The sequence below is a fragment of the bacterium genome (assembly GCA_027622355.1).
Classification (GTDB): domain Bacteria; phylum UBA8248; class UBA8248; order UBA8248; family UBA8248; genus JAQBZT01.
On the sequence record JAQBZT010000026.1, the window covers coordinates 1 to 16,636 of the forward strand.

The window sequence follows — 16,636 nt, forward strand, 5'->3', positions numbered from 1 at the left end:
CGAATCGTCCGCGAATTTCCGGCGCAGGTGATCCTGATGGGCGGGCCCTCCGATCAGGAGGATGCGCAGATGGTCGCGCGGCGCACGACGGTCGCCATGCTCGGAAAAAATCTTTTCGACCTGACGGGAAAGTTCCCCGATTTGCGCACCTTCATGGCGATGGCGAGCGAGTGTGCGCTTTTTGTGGGGAACGATTCGGGCCCGGGCCATATCGCGGCGGCGCTGGGGGTTCCCTTCGTGTGCACGTTCAGCGGGACGAACCATCCCGCCGAGTGGGGGCCGCGGGGGGAGCGCGTCGTTTTGATACGGAAGAAAATCGACTGCGAAGGATGCGGCCTCACGCTCTGCGATCACCACTCGTGCATGGCGGGGCTGGATGCCGACCCGGTTTACCAGGCGGTGAAAAAATGCGTATTGGCATAGATGCCCGGATGATCTCGATGAGCGGGATCGGGACCTACCTGCGGAACCTGACGGGGGGGCTGGCGCAGATCGGGGGGCGCCACAAATTTGTGCTGCTCCTTCGGCACTCCGATCGCGGCGATCTGCCCGCGCTCAGTTCGAACTTCACCATCGAGGAGGTGGAGGCGGCGCCCTACTCGCTGGCCGAGCAGTTTCAGGTCATGCGGGCCGTCTCCCGCCTGAAGCTCGACTTGATCCATCATCCCCATTATGCGGCCCCGCTCTTCGGGGGAACGCCCATGGTGGCGACGATCCACGATCTGATTCACCAGATTTTCCCCGAACACTGTCCCTCCCGCCTGGCCTGGCGGATGTCGTGGCTGCTGGCGCGGCGGACGGCGAGCCGGGCGCGGCTGATCCTCACCGTCTCCGAGCACTCCCGCAGGGATATCCTGACGCATCTGGGGGTGCCGCCGGAAAAAGTCCGGCTGACCTACAACTGCCTCCCGCTCGGCTGGGGAGAGGGGGAGCCGGCGCTGCCCCTTCCCGTTCTGGCGCTGGGCGAGAGGCCCTATTTCCTGCACGTGGGCAATCACAAAATACACAAAAATCTTTCTCTTTTACTCGAGGCATTCTCGCGGCTTGCGCCCCGGGAGAAGGGAATCCGCCTGGTCCTCACGGGCGAGCGCGGGGAGCTGGAGGCGGATTTGTCCCGGCTTCACCTGGAGGGGGACGAGGTGGTTTTTCTCGGCGATCTGCCGAACTCGGCGCTCGCCGATGTCTACCGCAAGGCGGTCGCCCTCGTGTTCCCCTCGCAGTACGAGGGCTTCGGCTACCCGCCGCTGGAGGCAATGGGCTGCGGCACCCCGCCCATCGTTTCGGATGCGGCCTCGCTTCCCGAGGTGGTCGGGGATGCCGGCCTTATCGTCCCGGTCGGAGAGGTGGCGCCCCTCGCGGAGGCCATGGAGCGGATATTGTCGGATGTGGAGCTGCGCCGGCGGCTCTCCGAGCGGGCGGCGGAGCGCGTCCGCGCGTTCTCGTGGCGAAACCTGGCCGAGAAAACGCTCAAGGCCTACGAAGATGCGGCGGATATCCCGGGATGAGGGCCTCGGGCGATATGTCCTCGAGCCGTGTAAGGCGGGAGCGGGAATTTCACGAGGCGCAAAGCGCGCGCCGGGCCGGGGAGATCTCCGGCGAGGCGCTGCGCTTCGAGGATCGGACCTGGCTGGATCATGAAGATTGGGTCCGCGATACTTTCGATGTGCTGGGAGATGTGCGGGACAAGTGGGTGCTGGACTATGGCGCGGGCGAGGGCTGGAGCTCGGTGATCCTCGCGCGGCGGGGGGCAAAGGTGGCGGCTTTCGACATTGCGCACGGAAACGCGCTGATGGCCTCCCGGCGCGCCGCGGCGAACGGGGTCGGGGACCGCGTCGCGCTCCAGGAGATGGCGGGCGAGCGGCTGGGTTACCGGAGCGGTGTTTTTCAAGCCGTCTACGGGAACGCCGTTCTCCATCATGTGGACCTCGAAGCGGCGGGGCGGGAACTCCTCCGGGTGCTGCGCCCCGGCGGGGTGGCGGTCTTCAGCGAACCCTGGGGGGGAAATCCCGTCCTCGAGTTCGTGCGCCGGCACGTACCCTACCGGGGGAAGGACCGGACGCCCGACGAGCGCCCCCTCCGGGTCGAGGATGTGGAGAAGCTTCGCGCCCTGTTTCCCACGCTCGAGATCAGGCCCTATCAGCTTCTCTCCATGATCCGGCGGCAGTTTCCGTGGCGGCCCTTGATTCGCGCCCTCGAGGCGGCGGATGGGCGGCTGCTCAAGCTTTTTCCTTCCCTCTGGCGGTATTGCCGCTATGTGGTCCTGGTGCTGCGGACGGAACGAACCTGATGCGGGTGGCGATCGTACATGACTGGCTCACGGGGATGCGGGGCGGGGAGAAATGCCTCGAGGTCTTTTGCGAGATCTACCCCGAGGCGGATATCTTCACGCTGCTCCATCTGAAGGGGTCGGTTTCGCCGCTGATCGAGCGCCACCGCATCATCACCAGCCCGATGCAGCATTTTCCCCGGGTGGAGCGGTACTACCGCCACATGCTGCCGCTGATGCCCTGGTTCATTCGGATGCTCGATCTCCGGGGCTATGACTTTGTCCTCTCGAGCAGCCACTGCGTGGCGAAGGGTGTCCGCCTCGATCCCGATGTTTTTCACCTCTGTTACTGCTACACCCCGATGCGCTACGCATGGAGCGCCTATGAGGATTACTTCGGCGGCGATCGGGTCGGGGCGCCGCTCCGATGGATTCTCCCGTGGGTGATGGAATACCTCCGGCGGTGGGACAACGAGTCGAACCGGGGGGTATATGAATTCGTGGGTATCAGCTACGCGGTGGCCGATCGCATCCGGCGCTTCTATCAGCGGGATGCCGACGTGCTCTACCCGCCGGTGGACACGGATCGCTTCCGCCCCCGCGGCGCGCCGGGCGATTACTATCTGATGGTGTCGGCGTTTGCCCCCTACAAAAGGGTGGACCTGGCGGTGGAGGCCTTCAACCGGCTCGGCCGGCCGCTCAAGATCGTCGGAACCGGCCAGGACTTCGAACGGGTGCGGCGGATGGGGAAATCCAACATCGAATTCCTCGGCTGGCAGGATGACGCCACCCTCGCCGAGCTTTACCCGGGCTGCCGGGCGTTCATCTTTCCGGGAGAGGAGGATTTCGGCATCACCCCGCTCGAGGCCCAGGCCTGCGGGCGGCCGGTCATCGCCTACGGTGCGGGGGGGGCGCTCGAGACGGTCCGCGCCCTCAACCAGGAGGATTTTTCCCCGCCGCCGGGCTTCGCCTCCTGGTCGCAGGGGGGTGAGGGGGCGCCGACGGGGGTATTCTTCGATCGGGCCGGCCCGGACGCACTCGCCGATGCCGTCCGCTGCTTCGAGGCGAACGAGGAGAAGTTTCTCCCCGAGGCGGCCCGCCAGCAGGCGGAGAAGTTCGGAAAAGCGCGGTTCCGCGAGGCGGCCCGGCGCCGCTTCGCCGAGGGACGGGCGGCCCACAAGCGGCGGCTGGCCGCGATCCAGGAATAGGGCGATGCTGAAAAAGTATGGCCAGATCAATGTGATCGTCTTGTTCGCCGGCGATGCCCTGGCGCTCTCGGCGGCGTGGTTTCTCGCCTATTTGATTCGCTTTCATGTGGGGATCATCCCGCTCCGGCGGGGCTTCGTCCCGGCCTCGGAATACATGGTTCTCCTTCCCGTCGTGTGGGCGGCCTGGCTCCTGTCCGCCCGGATCACCCATCTCTACCTGCACCGCACCGGCCTCAAAAGCACCGAGGAGATCGGACGGCTGACGCACACGATGGCCTGGGCGGTGATGATGCTCATCGCGCTGACGTTTTTCTTCCGCGAGCAGAGCTACAGCCGGGTGATGGCGGTATATTTCATGGTGCTGGGACCTTTCTTCCTCTTTCTCGTGCGGCGCTTGGCATGGTCCCTCATCCGCAAGCTCCGGCGGAGGGGGGTGGACATGCGCCGGATCCTCATCGTCGGGACCGGCGGGGCCGCCCGGAAGATGGCCGAACTCCTGCGGGCCCACCGCTATCTCGGGTTCGAGCTGGCGGGCTGCCTCGCGGAAAAAGAGGGGGGTGGCGCAGGGCAGCTGAGCCTGCCCGTTTTGGGCGCGCTGGGGGACGCCCCCCAGGTGGTCGAGCGCGAAAACATTGCCGAGGTGTATGTGGCCCTGCCCGCTTCCGAGCGGGCGTCCCTCGATGGTCTTTTGGACTCGCTCGCCGATTCGAGCGTTGATCTGCGCCTGGTTCCCGATGTGGTGGACTTCATGCGCCTGAACGCCGGCATCGAGGATTTCTCCGGGATTCCGATCATCGTCCTCTCCCAGTCCCCGCTCCTGGGGTGGAACCGGCTGGTCAAGCGGCTGATGGATGTGGTGATGGGGACGCTGGCGCTGGCTCTCCTGAGCCCGGTGATTTTGATCGTGGCCGCGCTGGTGAAGCTGACGAGCCCCGGCCCCCTCTTTTATGTGCAGGAGCGGATGGGCCTGGACGGCGTTTCCTTTCAGATGTACAAGTTCCGTTCCATGAAGGTGGATGCCGAAAAGGAAACCGGCGCCGTTTGGGCCCGGCCGGACGATGACCGGCGGACCCCGGTGGGTGCCTTCCTCCGCCGGACGAGCCTGGACGAACTCCCGCAACTGTTGAACGTGATCCGCGGCGACATGAGCCTGGTCGGGCCCCGTCCCGAGCGGCAGGTGTTTGTCCAGAATTTTCGCAAGTCGGTTCCCGGCTACATGCTCCGGCACAAGATGAAGAGCGGCATCACCGGCTGGGCCCAGGTGAACGGCTGGCGCGGGGACACCTCCATCGAAAAGCGCATCGAGTTCGACCTGTTCTACATCGAGAACTGGTCCCTGGGGTTCGATCTCAAGATTATGTGGATGACCCTCTGGAAAGGGTTTGTGAACGAGAACGCCTATTAAGGCTTCATGAAGCAGAAGGGGGGAGGGAAGCGTGGCAGCCGGCCCAGGTGAAGTGATCGCGGTGATACCTGCCAGATGGGCGTCCACCCGCTTCCCCGGGAAGCCGCTCGCCGATATCGCGGGTCGCCCGATGATCGAGCATGTCTACCGGAAGGCGTCCCAGGCCCGGCTCATCTCGCGTGTCATCGTTGCCACCGACGATGAGCGGATCTTCGAGACGGTGCGCGCCTTCGGCGGCGAGGTCCAGATGACGCGGGCGGATCACCCCAGCGGGACCGACCGGGTGGCCGAGGTGGCCGCCGGGCCCTGCGGGGAGGGCGCAATCGCCATTGTGAACGTCCAGGGGGATGAGCCGCTCATCGAGCCCAAGAGCATTGACGGGGCGGTGGCCCCCTTCCTGGCCGAAAACCCGCCGGATATGTCCACGCTGGCCGTTCCGCTGGCGGGACCGGAAGCTTTTTTGGACCCGAACGTGGTAAAAGTGGTGGTGGCTGCGTCAGGTGATGCGCTGTATTTTTCGCGCGCGCCGATACCCTTTGCGCGCGATCGGCTCGGAAGCGAACAGGCCCGGGCCGAGGCGCTTGCCGATGGATGGGAGACGCTCTCTCCCCGGCCGCTGAAGCATCTCGGCCTCTACGCCTACCGGCGCGATTACCTGTTCCGTCTGGCGAAGCTTCCGCCCACCCGTCTCGAGCAGGCCGAAAAGCTCGAACAGTTGCGCGCCCTCGAAAACGGGGCGTCCATCAGAGTCATCGTGGTCGAGGAGGACTCCATCGGGGTGGATGTCCCCGAGGACCTTGTCCGGCTGCAGTCGAATCGGGCATTGTATGCCGCGTTGGAGGAGGAGGTACGGCGTTGGCCAAGTACATCTTCGTAACGGGCGGTGTCCTCAGCTCTTTGGGGAAGGGCCTCTCCTCCGCCTCGATCGGCGCCCTCCTGGAGGCGCGCGGCCTCAAGGTCACCCTGCAAAAATTCGACCCCTATCTGAACGTGGACCCGGGCACGATGAGCCCCTTTCAGCACGGCGAGGTGTTCGTCACCGACGATGGGTCGGAGACCGACCTTGATCTGGGCCACTACGAGCGCTTCACCCACGCCCGCATGGGCTCGAATAACAACTTCACCGCCGGCTGGGTATACAATTCGGTCATTACCAAGGAGCGCGCCGGAGAATATCTCGGGAGAACCGTCCAGGTCATCCCGCACATCACCGATGAGATCAAATCCTGCTTCCGGGCTGTGGACAAGGGCGAAGATGTGATCTTGTGCGAGATTGGCGGGACGGTGGGCGATATCGAGAGTCTTCCGTTCCTCGAAGCCATCCGCCAGTTCCGCTACGATCTCGGCGCCGCGAACGTGCTGCAGATTCATGTCACCCTGGTCCCTTTCATCAAGGCATCCGAGGAGCTCAAGACGAAGCCCACCCAGCACTCGGTAATGAAGCTCCGCGAAATCGGCATCCAGCCTGACATCCTTCTCTGCCGCACGGAGATCCCCCTCGGCGATGAGCTGAAGCGGAAGATATCCCTTTTCTGCAACGTGCCCCCCCGGGCGGTCATCACGGCGATTGACGTGCAATCGATCTACGAGGTCCCGCTGAAGTTCAACGAAGAGGGCCTGGATCAGATCATCGTGGAGCATCTCGGCCTCAAGTGCGCGAAGAGCCCCGATCTGTCCGTCTGGCAGGAGATCGTCCGCAAGAGCAAAGAGGACGCCGTCCAGACGAACATCGCCATCGTCGGCAAGTACGTGGACCTGAAGGAATCCTACAAGAGTCTTTCCGAGGCGCTGGTCCACGGCGGGCTGGCGAACGACACGAAGGTGAACCTCTTGTACGTGGACAGCGAGGAGATCGAGGCCAAGGGCGCCGCACCCCTGCTGATTGACGCGCACGGGATTTTGATACCGGGCGGCTTCGGCGAGCGGGGGATCGAGGGCAAGATCGAGGCCATCTGCTATGCCCGCGAAAAGCTTGTGCCTTTTTTCGGGATTTGCCTGGGGATGCAGTGCGCCATCATCGAGTTCGCCCGCAGCGTCGGGGGGCTCGAGGGCGCGAACAGCGCCGAGTTTTGCAAAAATACCCCCCATCCGGTCATCAGCCTCATGGCGGATCAGGAGTACATCGAGAAGATGGGCGGGACGATGCGGCTCGGCTCCTATCCGGGGATCCTGCGTCCCGGCTCGCTGGCCTCGAAGGTCTACGGGGAGAGCGATCGTTTCGAGGAGCGCCACCGGCACCGCTACGAGGTGAACAACGACTACCGCGAGGTGCTGGAGAAAAGCGGCATGATGTTCAGCGGCCTGTCGCCCGACGAGCGGCTCGTGGAGATGATTGAACTTCCCGCGCATCCTTTCTTTTTGGGATGCCAGTTCCACCCGGAGTTCAAGAGCACACCCTATGCGCCGCATCCGATTTTTTCGACCTTTATCGCCGCCGCGAAAAAGGCGCGGGGCGAGCTGTTCGCCTGAGCGGTTTGTCCCGTGCTGTCTGAGGGCAGCGAGGAGTGGGTGGCGGTTTTCCAGAGTGAATGGCCCCGGAGTGAGCGGCCGTGAGAGCGATGAGGACAATTCAGGTTGGTAATGCCCGCATCGGCGGGGGGGAGGGTTTCGCCCTGATCGCCGGCCCGTGCGTGATCGAGAGCGAGCAGTTGACGCTCGAGTGCGCGGCCGCGGTCAAGGCCGCCGCGGAAGCGGCCGGTATCCCTGCGGTATTCAAGGCGTCCTTCGACAAGGCCAACCGGAGTTCCGCACATTCCCCCCGCGGGCCGGGCATCGCCGAGGGCCTGAGGATTCTCGCCGCCGTCCGGGAGGCCACCGGGCTTCCGGTCCTCTCGGATGTGCACACGATCGATGAGGTCGAAATGGCCGCCGAGGTCCTGGACGTTCTCCAGATTCCCGCCTTTCTCTCCCGCCAGACGGATCTGATACAGGCCGCGGGCCGGACCGGGAAGCCGGTGAACGTGAAGAAAGGACAGTTCCTCGCCCCCGAGGACATGGTGAACGTGGTGCGTAAGCTCCTCGATGTCGGCTGCGAGCAGATCCTCCTCACCGAGCGGGGCACCTCGTTCGGCTACCGGACGCTGATCTCGGACATGCGGGGGCTTGTCGTGATGCGGGAGAGCGGCTTCCCCATTGTCTTCGACGCCACCCACAGCGTGCAGTCGCCCGGCGGCCTTGGCGAGCGCAGCGGCGGGGATCGGGCCATGGTGGCGCCGCTGGCGCGGGCCGCGGCGGCGGTCGGGGTGGATGCCTTTTTCATCGAATGCCACCCGCGGCCCGATGAGGCGCTCTCCGATGGCCCGAACATGATCGCCATGGACGATCTTCTTCCTCTTCTCCGTACACTTCTCGCCATTGACGCCGCCCGCCGGGGGGGCTGAGAGAAGATGGGGTTTCCCCGCGGTTTTTTGAGAGCTCTTGCCGTTTTTCTGCTGGTCCCACTCCTTGCAACTTGTGCCCGCTATGTCCCGATACCCTGGCGGGATGTTGCCGGGGAGGGGCTGCGGGTCGAATCGATCGGGAGGGAGCTGACGGCCTCGCTGGAGGCGGGCCTTCGCGAGGCCTGGATGAAGGAGGCGAGCGAAAGGAAAGCGCCTCTGCGAAAGGAGCCCCTTCGTATCGTGATCGCCGCTTTTTCCGAGGCGCGGACAGAGGTTCGCACCGTCCTCAGCGGACGGATCGAGCGTGCCGTCCGGGCGGCGCTTTCGCGCTCTCCATTGTTTGAGATCGTGGATGGCGGCGCGGGCGTTGCCTGGCAGGAGGCGTATCAGGGAAGACCGGCATCCCATCCCACGGATGGCTTTGCGGAGGTGGACCCGGTTCTGCCCGGCAACATTCAGGATGAAATCACCCTGAGCACCCTGGCTGGACTCTCTCCGAAGACGGTCCGGCGTAAGCTCGCTCTCGCCCTCGATTCCGGTCATCCCAACGAGGGTCTCTGGCACCAGGCACGGAAGGGCGTCTACGGGGCGGGGACGGCAATCCAGGCCGCCGAGATCTTCGATGCGGAGGCGGTGGTGTTCGGCACCTATGCGCTCGGCCCGGAGCGCATCCGGATCTGGGCGGGGCTCGTGAAAAACGAACCGTCCACGACATCGTATTTTCAGAAGGAGTTGGCTGACCTTTTCGGGGAAGCCGAGCGGGAGAAAAAAACCCGGGACTACTGGGCCCGGTCGCGCGCGAGTCTGCCCCGGCGGGGAATTCCCCCGGAGTGGCTGATGGAGAGGCTTCTTCCCCGGCCCCGCCTTCCTCCCCGGAATCCGCTCTATTGGGCCGTGCCCGCTTTCGAGGTCCTTTTCGAGGGGATTGATCTGGACGGGCGGCGGTTCCCGATTCCATCGAACACAGTGGTGGGGCCGAAATCCCAGGTCGTTGGGCGAGTTGGGGTCGGCGAGGCTCATTATGTGTACGGCTTTTCTATCGATGAGACCGGCCGCACGGACACAGTCCTCTCCAAGCCCGGTCAAGCAGAGCCGGTGCATGTTCTCCCGGGAAAAGTTAAGTACTTTACCGCCCGCCTCCTGCCGGCGGGCCGCTCGTTCCGCGTGTTCTTCTTCTCCGCACGCGAGAGCTTCGCGCCCGCGCCGTTGATGGAGAAGGCCCGCCGCCGCTTTGGGTTTGTCCCCGCCGCTCCGGGCCAAGGGCGCGTCCGGCGAAGCTGGTTTCTTCCGGCGGGTCAGGAGAAGTTGATTTTGGATAAGCGCTGGGATCAGAAGGTTTTCTGGTTCGTTCGAACGGAATCCCCCTAGAAGGATTTTTCCGGTTTTCCCGGTTATCTGATAGGATGGGGAGTATTCCTGATGGTGGCTTCGCCGGTGCGCGGCAGCGGCGGGGTGCTGAGCCATTTTCATTGGGGACGATCCATGACCTCCTTTAAGATTCCCGCCTTTCCGGAAGCCGGTACCTCCTTTTGCTGCTCCGAAGTCCGCATGGAGGGCACCCTTCGCTTTTCCGGTAAAATCCTTTTTGACGGCTTCTTCAAGGGAGAGATTCGCGGAGATGGGAGGTTGGAGACCGGGGCGAAGGCTCGGACGGAGGGCCGAATCGTTGCCCGCGAGATGATCCACCGAGGAGAGAGCTTGGGGGATCTGATCATCTCCCATCGCCTCGAGCTCGACGCGGGCGCCTTCCACCAGGGGGATGTGGAGGCCAAACGCATCCGTATCAACCCCGCCTCCCGCCTCGAGGGCGCTCTCCGGATGCCGGGGATCGTGCCCGATACCCCCAAAACCCCCAGGAAAAACAACCTTTTGCTCCTCTCCGCCGCCGGCGTGGCGATTTTCCTTCTGGCCGGAGGGATAGCGACGACATCGGCCGGCGCCCGGCTCTTCGATCGCATTCAGGCCGGCATCGGCATCCTCCGGGAGGCGGCCGCCCGGCCGCGGCAGGCCTGGTCCTATCTGCTCTCCCGCGCGGGACGTGTGGACAAGAGTGCGGACGCGCTTTTCGCGCGCTCGGTGCGTCAGGAGCAGGAGGGCAATCTGGAGGGCGCGGCCGAGGCACTTCGCGAAATTCTCCAGGCGGGCGGATCGCGGACCACCGAGGCCCGCTACCTTCTCGCGAAGATTCTCCTCCGCACGAACCGCCCGGATGAGGCGCGCAAAGAGATCGAACAGCTTTTGCGGGAGGTGCCGGGCCACATCGAGGGAGTGGTCCTTCTGGGTGATCTGCATGCGAAGGCGGGCCGCCTCGATCAGGCGGCGCTCTTCTACGGCCGGGCGCTTCGCAGCGACCCGGAGGATGTCGTTCTCCGCCGCCGGCTCGCCCAGGGGAACGCCATGCTGGGGAAGGCGCGCGGGAAGCGGACGCCGCTCCCCCTCGTCTCAGAGGGAGTGCTTCTGGTGGAGGCGGAAAAGCTCATCGCGGAGAAGAGGCCGCCCCAGGCGGTCAAGATACTGGAGGCGGGTCTCCAGAGCCTCCCCAAGAGCGCCCGGCTGCGCTACCAGCTGGGGGCGGCCTATCTGTTGATGGGCGAGAAGGACAAGGCCATCGCCGCCTACCGGGAGGTGATTGCGCTCTCGCCGGACTGGATGGACGCCTATGTCCGCCTGGGTGCGCTGTATGAGGCGGGCAGCCGGGATTCCGAAGCCATCTCGCTCTACCAGCGTGCTGCCACGCTCGACGCCTCCGGGGTGGATATGGTGCTCCGCGTCGCCGACTTGCATCAGCGCCAGAGGCGCTTTGATCAGGCCCAGGAAATCCTCCTGAAGCTGCAGAAAGCCCACCCCGAATCCATCAAGGTCCTGGTCGCCTACGGCAACCTGTTGTGGGAACGCAAGCGTTTGGATGAGGCGAGAAAGGTTTTCGAGGAAGTCCTCCTCCGCAATCCGAACAGCGGCGAGGCGCTCAACCGCCTGGCGTGGCTCCACGCCATGAGGGGCGATGATCTGGATCGGGGCATCGAGCTCTCGAAGCGCTCGCTCGAGGTTCGGCCCGACACCCCGGCCTATCTCGACACGCTGGCGGAGCTGTATTACAAAAATAGTGAACCTTTGAAGGCCATACCGCTCATACAGCGTGCTATCACCACAGAACCTGGCAACCGCTACTTTCGGACGCAGCTTGAGAAGTTCAAAAGAGCGAGCCGTTGACCCCCTCTGGAGGGAGTTTTCTTATGAGGAAATTTCTTTGGGCTATTTTTTTCGCCTTGACCCTTCTGAGCGGTTGCACGACCATACGGAAAGCAATTGACGATCTGATTGAAAGCGAGGTTCCCAAAAAGCAAGAGCGTCTGGCTCTTGTACAGGCGAGATATTCCGTGCCAGGGGGGTGACATGGGGCTTCTGACCGTATCGAGGGAACTGGGAAGCGGGGGCGACGTCATCGCCAAAAAAGTGGCGAATGCCCTGGGGTGGAAGCTGCTCGACAACGATGGATTTGCAAACGCTGCCCAATCCTACGGCTATGTCCGCTCTGAGCTGGAAAGGGTGGACGAGCGCCGGCCGGGGCTGGTGGACCGCTTCTTCCGCGACCGCCAGCTGGTCTACCTCGATATCATGCGCGCCATCGTGTACGAATCGGCCCTCAATGACAATTGCGTGATTCTGGGCCGCGGCGCCTATATCCTCCTCAGGGAAATCCCGGGTGTGTTCCGGGTCCGCATCGTGGCCTCCCCGGAGTCCAGACGGAAGCGCCTGGTGGCGAACGAGGGGGTTTCTCCCTCCCTTGCGGAAGAATTCCTCCTCCACAACGACCGGGAGCGCATGTCCTATACGCGGTATTTTTTCGACGCCCGCTGGGGAGATCCGAAAGACTTCGACATTGTTCTCAATACCGGGTACATTGATGAGGATGCAGCGGTGAATGTTCTGGTGTCCGCTGCGGGCCGGCTGGCCCTGGCTTCCGCCCATCCGGGGGATTCCGAAAGGCTGCAGAATCTTACTTTCGCCCAACGCATCAAAACCGCCCTAATGACAGACGATCGAATCGACGCGAGCGGGATCTCGGTGGAATGTTCTGCTCCGGGCAAGGTACTCCTGCATGGACGCGTCAACAGCGACGAGGAAAAGAGGTTGGCCGAGGAAATTGTCCGGGGAGCTTCGGGAGTCCATGAGATACAGAGTGATTTAATCGTTATGCCGCCCATCGAAGGCTGGTATCCGGTATGAGAGAAGATACGGGAAGAAACGCGGTGACAGGCCCCCTCGATGGGATATCCGTTGCCGGAGAGAGGCGGCTCCTGGCCGTGGCGCTGGTGCTGCTACTGCCCGGTTGCGGGCTCGTGGTGTCCCAGAGTGCCTACGAGAAAGATCAGAAGGTCATCAAGGAAGAAACGCAGGGCATGCGCCAGCAACTGCTCGTGCATACCCGGACGCTGGCCCAGCACGGAAAGGCCATCAACGAAGTCCGCTTCCAGATTCGTGACGCCATCTCCGGGGTCGACAAAAAAGTCGGCGAGGTGCAGGCCGATTTCCGCGATCTGAAAGAGGAGATGAAGAAGATGGGGGGAAGGCGGGCGCCCGCCGCGCGTGCCCCCCGGAAAGCCGCCGGGCCGGGCAGCCGGCAGATGGCGAAGGGCTATTCCTCAGGCGCCGTGATGATGATTCGCCGGACCTACCGCGGGCTGCCCCTGAACTACGCCGGCGGCTACCAGGCCCCGCGCGGAAAACGGTTCCCCTACCGTCTCCCGCCCGGCACGCGTGTCCGCGTTCTCTCGTCTGATCGCCGCGGCTTTACCCGTGTCGAAGTGCTCTCCGGCCGGTGGCGAAAGAAAAAGATGTGGGTCCGCACCATTTGGCTGATGGCAGAGCAGAAGAGCCGGAAGGGATCACGCACCCTGAGCACGAAGGAGAGAAGCTGAGGGCGCAAGCGCGTCGCCGGCGGGGTCAGATTTTCTCCAGAGCCTGCGCCAGGTCCGCGCGCAGATCTTCGTAAGCCTCCAGTCCCACGGAATAGCGTATGAGCCCGGGCGGAATGCCCCGCTCCCGGGCGCCCTCCAGCCCGAGGTCGGCGTAGGCCATCCGGGCATGGTGTTCGACCTGGCTCTCCGTCCCCCCGAATCCCGCTGCCAGAACCGGAACATCGAGCGCATCCACCAGCTTGTCCGCCGCCTCGGGGCCGCCTTCGAGTTCGAAGCTGAGCAGTCCCCCGAAAGCGCCGAGGTAGCGGCAGGCGGTTTCATGGTCCGGATGCCCGGCGAGTCCCGGGTAGTGCACCTTCCAGACGCCCTTGCAGCCGCTGAGAAACTCGGCCAGCCGCAGCGCCGTTTCGCTCTCGCGCTCCATCCGCACCGCCAGCGTTTTCATCCCGCGATCGAGGAGGAAGGCCTCACTCGGGCTGGCGATGGCCCCGAGGAGGGCCTGCTGCTCGCGCAGGGCCTCGATGAGCGAGGCACTGCCGGAAACGGCGCCCGCAATCAAGTCATTGTGCCCCGAAAGGTATTTCGTTCCGCTGTGCACCACGAGATCAGCCCCGTGCTCCAGCGGACGGAAAAGAATGGGCGAGGCGATCGTGGCGTCCACGACGAGGCGGGCCTTGCGGGCGCGTGCCCAATCGGCGATCCGCCCGATGTCGGGAAACCGCAGGGTGGGATTCGACGGGATCTCGGTGAACAGCAGCCGGACCGGGCCCTCGGGAACCGCATCCAGGGAGGCCAGATCGTTCCCCGCCGTGAAGTGAAACTCCACGCCGTAGCGGGCGAGAATCCGCTCGGCGACATCCCGGCTGTGGCGGTAGGTCTCTCCCATGAAGACGGCGCGCGCTCCGGGAGCGAGGAGAGCGATGAGCACCGCTGAGACCGCCGCCATGCCACTCGCGAAAAGGAGGGAGGCCTCGGCCCCCTCCAGGCGGGCAAGGCGGCTTTCCGCCGCCGTGAGCGTGGGGTTTCCATAGCGGCCGTAAAAATAGCGCTCCTGCCCCTCCCCGCCGTGAAAGGCGGCCAGCTCGGCGGCGCTCTCAAAGAGAAACGTCGCCGACTGGAAGATGGGCGGAGAGAGGGCGCCTCCTACTTGGCGCCGCTCCTTGCGCGTCTCGCGCGGGGGCGACAACTTGCGCTTTTTTCCGTCTGATGGCTCTGGCATCGGGATTCCTGTTGCTGGATCGGTTCAGGTGGCGACGGCCGCGCTCAACTCACGCTCGACCGCCGCCTGGACCGCGGACAAATCATTTGGCAGCTCAATCGGGGCGTTGGCGTAGCGGCTCAGCACGCCCGCGATCTCCTGCTGATGGTATTTAATTTTGAATTCGGTGAATTTGAGCCCGTGCGCAGTGGAGATGACGACCACCCGATCCTGTGGCCGCACCTCGCCGCGCGCCGACACCTTCTGAAGGGCCGCCAGGGCGACGCCGGTATGGGGACAGCTGTACATTCCCGTCCGGTCCGCCTGGGCGGCCGCGTTGGCCAGCTCATCCTCGGAGGCCTGTTCGACGATCCCCTCGAATTCCTGGAGGATTTTGACCGCCCGGGGATAGCTGACGGGGTTTCCGATCTGGATGGCCGAGGCCAGGGTGGGCAGGGCCTCTCCCGGCTCGAGTCCGTCCTTGAAATTTTTCAGATAGCTGCGGTAGAGGGGATTGGCGTTTTCCGCCTGGGCGCAGATGATGCGCGGAAGCCGGTCGATGATGCCGACATCCTTGAGCTGGAGAAATCCCTTGCCGAGCGCGCTCACGTTGCCGAGATTGCCGCCGGGGATGACGATGACGTCCGGCACCTCCCAGTCGAACTGCTGCATCAGCTCGATGCTGATCGTCTTCTGCCCCTCGATGCGCAGGGAGTTCATGCTGTTGGCGAGGTAGATCCCCTGGTCCTCGCACACCTTCTGGACGATCTGCATGCAGCCGTCGAAATCGGTGTCGATGGACATCACCTTGGCGCCGTTGGCGATGGGCTGGATGAGCTGGGCGAGTGAAACCTTGTCCTTGGGGAGAAAGACGATCGCCGGGATGTCGGCCGAGGCGCAGTAGGCGGCGAGCGCGGCCGAGGTGTCGCCCGTCGAGGCGCAGGCCACCGCCCGGATCTTTCTCCCGTCCGCGATCATCTGCCGGACGGTCGAGATGAGAACGGTCATCCCGAGATCCTTGAAGGATCCGGTGTGGCTGTTACCGCACATCTTGATCCACAGATCGGGAATGCCCATCTCCTGGCCGATGCGGGTCGCCTGGAAGAGGTTGGTCCCCCCCTCGTAGAAGGAAACGATGTTTTCGTCCTCGATCAGGGGACACACCCATTCCTTCTTGCCCCAGACCGCGCTGCCGTAGGGGAAGACGTTCCGCTTGTAGCGGTCATCGAAGATGTGCCGCCATTCGGAGGCGCTTCGCTGGCGCAAGGCGTCGATGTCGTGGGTGACATCGAGCAGGCTCCCGCACTCGCGGCACAAGTAGATGGCCTCGAAAATCGAGTACCGGGCCTCGCACTCGGGGTTGATGCACTGAAACCAGCAGTTATAGTCCATCGCCCACCCAAAAAGACGCGGAAATACAGGTTCCGTAAAATGACCGTCCGATTATTCCAGAGCCAAGCGGGTCTGGCAACGAAGAGCCTCCGGCGCGCTCTCCGCTAGGCCGGGGAGGCTTCGGTTTCCGGCGGCGCGGCGCGGGTTTCTCTCTCGCGGATGAGGCTGACGATTACCGCGGCCTGGAGGCAGAGGTAGGCACCCAGGGCGAACGCCATGTTGTAGCTTCCCGTCGCATCGAAGATGTAGCCGCTGAGCCAGGCACCCAGGCCCGAGCCCAGCTGGTGGCTCAGCGAAATCAGGCCGAAGAGCACCCCTACGTTCCGCGCACCGAAAAAATCCCCCGTCAGCGCCGAGGTCAGCGGCACGGTGGCGATCCACGATAGGCCGATCATCATCGGCACCACCCAGACCGTCAGGTCATTTTTGAAGAAGATGAAAAGGATGAAGCCCAGCCCGCGGAAGATGTAGACAAGGCTGAGCGGCACCTTCCGGCCCAGTTTGTCGGAAATGGGCCCGATGATGAGCACTCCCAAGGTGTTCAGCGCCCCGCCGAGCGCAAAGGCCGAGGCGGCCGTCGTCGAGGTAAAGCCGACATCGGTCGCAAAGGGGATCCAGTGAACGGCCATGATCGTCACCGTAAAGCCGCATGTAAAAAAGCTGGCGACGAGAAGCACGAAAGGGATTTTGTGCAGGCACTCCACCCACGGCAGATCGTAGGGAACATACCGGATGGCGCCGCCCGCGGATGGCTTCGACTTGGCCTCCTCCTCACCCGCCTGGCGGTTTCGAATGACGAGCGTGCACAGGGGAATCATGACGGCCAGAAGTCCGATGCCCGCCCAGAAAAAGGTGGATCGCCAGCCGA

The 16,636-nt window shown here is 64.0% G+C and carries 15 protein-coding genes; 12 read left to right on the forward strand and 3 right to left on the reverse strand.

What is annotated here, in order from left to right:
* The 12 genes from O2807_02910 to O2807_02965 all read left to right on the forward strand — a co-directional run.
* The coding region (locus tag O2807_02910) for a glycosyltransferase family 9 protein (GenBank protein MDA0999456.1) at positions 1-423 on the forward strand (423 nt) is incomplete at its 5' end.
* Positions 408-1,505: a glycosyltransferase family 1 protein gene (locus tag O2807_02915; protein ID MDA0999457.1), complete on the forward strand. Its 1,098-nt coding sequence runs from the start codon at positions 408-410 to the stop codon at positions 1,503-1,505. The genes O2807_02910 and O2807_02915, both read left to right, overlap by 16 nt.
* Positions 1,502-2,287, forward strand: a complete 786-nt coding sequence (locus tag O2807_02920) for a class I SAM-dependent methyltransferase (protein ID MDA0999458.1) — start codon at positions 1,502-1,504, stop codon at positions 2,285-2,287. Before O2807_02915 ends, O2807_02920 begins: the two co-directional genes overlap by 4 nt.
* Positions 2,287-3,474 carry a glycosyltransferase gene (locus O2807_02925; GenBank protein ID MDA0999459.1) on the forward strand — a complete coding sequence of 396 codons (1,188 nt, stop codon included), beginning with the start codon at positions 2,287-2,289 and terminating at the stop codon, positions 3,472-3,474. The genes O2807_02920 and O2807_02925 overlap by 1 nt, the downstream gene beginning before the upstream one ends.
* 4 nt (positions 3,475-3,478) lie before the next feature.
* Positions 3,479-4,879 (forward strand): undecaprenyl-phosphate glucose phosphotransferase, encoded by a 1,401-nt coding sequence (locus O2807_02930; GenBank protein ID MDA0999460.1) that lies wholly within the window; start codon positions 3,479-3,481, stop codon positions 4,877-4,879.
* A gap of 31 nt (positions 4,880-4,910) precedes the next feature.
* Positions 4,911-5,756 (forward strand): 3-deoxy-manno-octulosonate cytidylyltransferase, encoded by an 846-nt coding sequence (kdsB, locus tag O2807_02935; GenBank protein MDA0999461.1) that lies wholly within the window; start codon positions 4,911-4,913, stop codon positions 5,754-5,756.
* A complete protein-coding gene (locus O2807_02940; GenBank protein MDA0999462.1) occupies positions 5,735-7,348 on the forward strand; it encodes a CTP synthase in 1,614 nt (537 codons plus the stop codon). Before kdsB ends, O2807_02940 begins: the two co-directional genes overlap by 22 nt.
* Before the next feature lie 89 nt (positions 7,349-7,437).
* The gene (gene kdsA / locus O2807_02945) at positions 7,438-8,259 is read left to right on the forward strand and encodes a 3-deoxy-8-phosphooctulonate synthase (GenBank protein MDA0999463.1); all 822 of its coding nucleotides are present in this window, start codon (positions 7,438-7,440) and stop codon (positions 8,257-8,259) included.
* Between the two features lie 6 nt (positions 8,260-8,265).
* On the forward strand, positions 8,266-9,627 hold the full coding sequence (locus tag O2807_02950) for a hypothetical protein (GenBank protein ID MDA0999464.1): 1,362 nt from the start codon (positions 8,266-8,268) through the stop codon (positions 9,625-9,627).
* Positions 9,628-9,678: 51 nt separating this feature from the next.
* Complete coding sequence (locus O2807_02955; protein ID MDA0999465.1) at positions 9,679-11,469, forward strand: tetratricopeptide repeat protein; 1,791 nt, start codon at positions 9,679-9,681, stop codon at positions 11,467-11,469.
* A gap of 183 nt (positions 11,470-11,652) precedes the next feature.
* Positions 11,653-12,486 (forward strand): cytidylate kinase family protein, encoded by an 834-nt coding sequence (locus O2807_02960; protein ID MDA0999466.1) that lies wholly within the window; start codon positions 11,653-11,655, stop codon positions 12,484-12,486.
* Between the two features lie 23 nt (positions 12,487-12,509).
* A complete protein-coding gene (locus tag O2807_02965) occupies positions 12,510-13,178 on the forward strand; it encodes a hypothetical protein (protein MDA0999467.1) in 669 nt (222 codons plus the stop codon).
* 25 nt (positions 13,179-13,203) lie between these two features.
* Here O2807_02965 and O2807_02970 read toward each other — a convergent pair whose 3' ends face one another.
* The 3 genes from O2807_02970 to O2807_02980 all read right to left on the reverse strand — a co-directional run.
* A complete protein-coding gene (locus O2807_02970; GenBank protein ID MDA0999468.1) occupies positions 13,204-14,397 on the reverse strand; it encodes an aminotransferase class I/II-fold pyridoxal phosphate-dependent enzyme in 1,194 nt (397 codons plus the stop codon).
* 24 nt (positions 14,398-14,421) lie between these two features.
* Positions 14,422-15,768 carry a threonine synthase gene (gene thrC, locus O2807_02975; GenBank protein MDA0999469.1) on the reverse strand — a complete coding sequence of 449 codons (1,347 nt, stop codon included), beginning with the start codon at positions 15,766-15,768 and terminating at the stop codon, positions 14,422-14,424.
* A 104-nt stretch (positions 15,769-15,872) separates the two neighbouring features.
* Positions 15,873-16,636, reverse strand: a 764-nt coding sequence (locus O2807_02980; GenBank protein MDA0999470.1) for an MFS transporter, incomplete at its 5' end; no start/stop codon positions are given.

Excerpts from the sequence above, each read along its gene's own strand:
- O2807_02920 (MDA0999458.1), top strand. The coding sequence starts at position 1,502 with ATGAGGGCCTCGGGCGATATGTCCTCGAGCCGTGTAAGGCGGGAGCGG.
- O2807_02930 (MDA0999460.1), top strand. The coding sequence starts at position 3,479 with ATGCTGAAAAAGTATGGCCAGATCAATGTGATCGTCTTGTTCGCCGGC.
- kdsA (MDA0999463.1), top strand. The coding sequence starts at position 7,438 with ATGAGGACAATTCAGGTTGGTAATGCCCGCATCGGCGGGGGGGAGGGT.
- O2807_02915 (MDA0999457.1), top strand. The coding sequence starts at position 408 with ATGCGTATTGGCATAGATGCCCGGATGATCTCGATGAGCGGGATCGGG.
- O2807_02960 (MDA0999466.1), top strand. The coding sequence starts at position 11,653 with ATGGGGCTTCTGACCGTATCGAGGGAACTGGGAAGCGGGGGCGACGTC.
- O2807_02970 (MDA0999468.1), bottom strand. The coding sequence starts at position 14,397 with ATGCCAGAGCCATCAGACGGAAAAAAGCGCAAGTTGTCGCCCCCGCGC.
- O2807_02925 (MDA0999459.1), top strand. The coding sequence starts at position 2,287 with ATGCGGGTGGCGATCGTACATGACTGGCTCACGGGGATGCGGGGCGGG.
- thrC (MDA0999469.1), bottom strand. The coding sequence starts at position 15,768 with ATGGACTATAACTGCTGGTTTCAGTGCATCAACCCCGAGTGCGAGGCC.
- O2807_02955 (MDA0999465.1), top strand. The coding sequence starts at position 9,679 with ATGGTGGCTTCGCCGGTGCGCGGCAGCGGCGGGGTGCTGAGCCATTTT.
- O2807_02950 (MDA0999464.1), top strand. The coding sequence starts at position 8,266 with ATGGGGTTTCCCCGCGGTTTTTTGAGAGCTCTTGCCGTTTTTCTGCTG.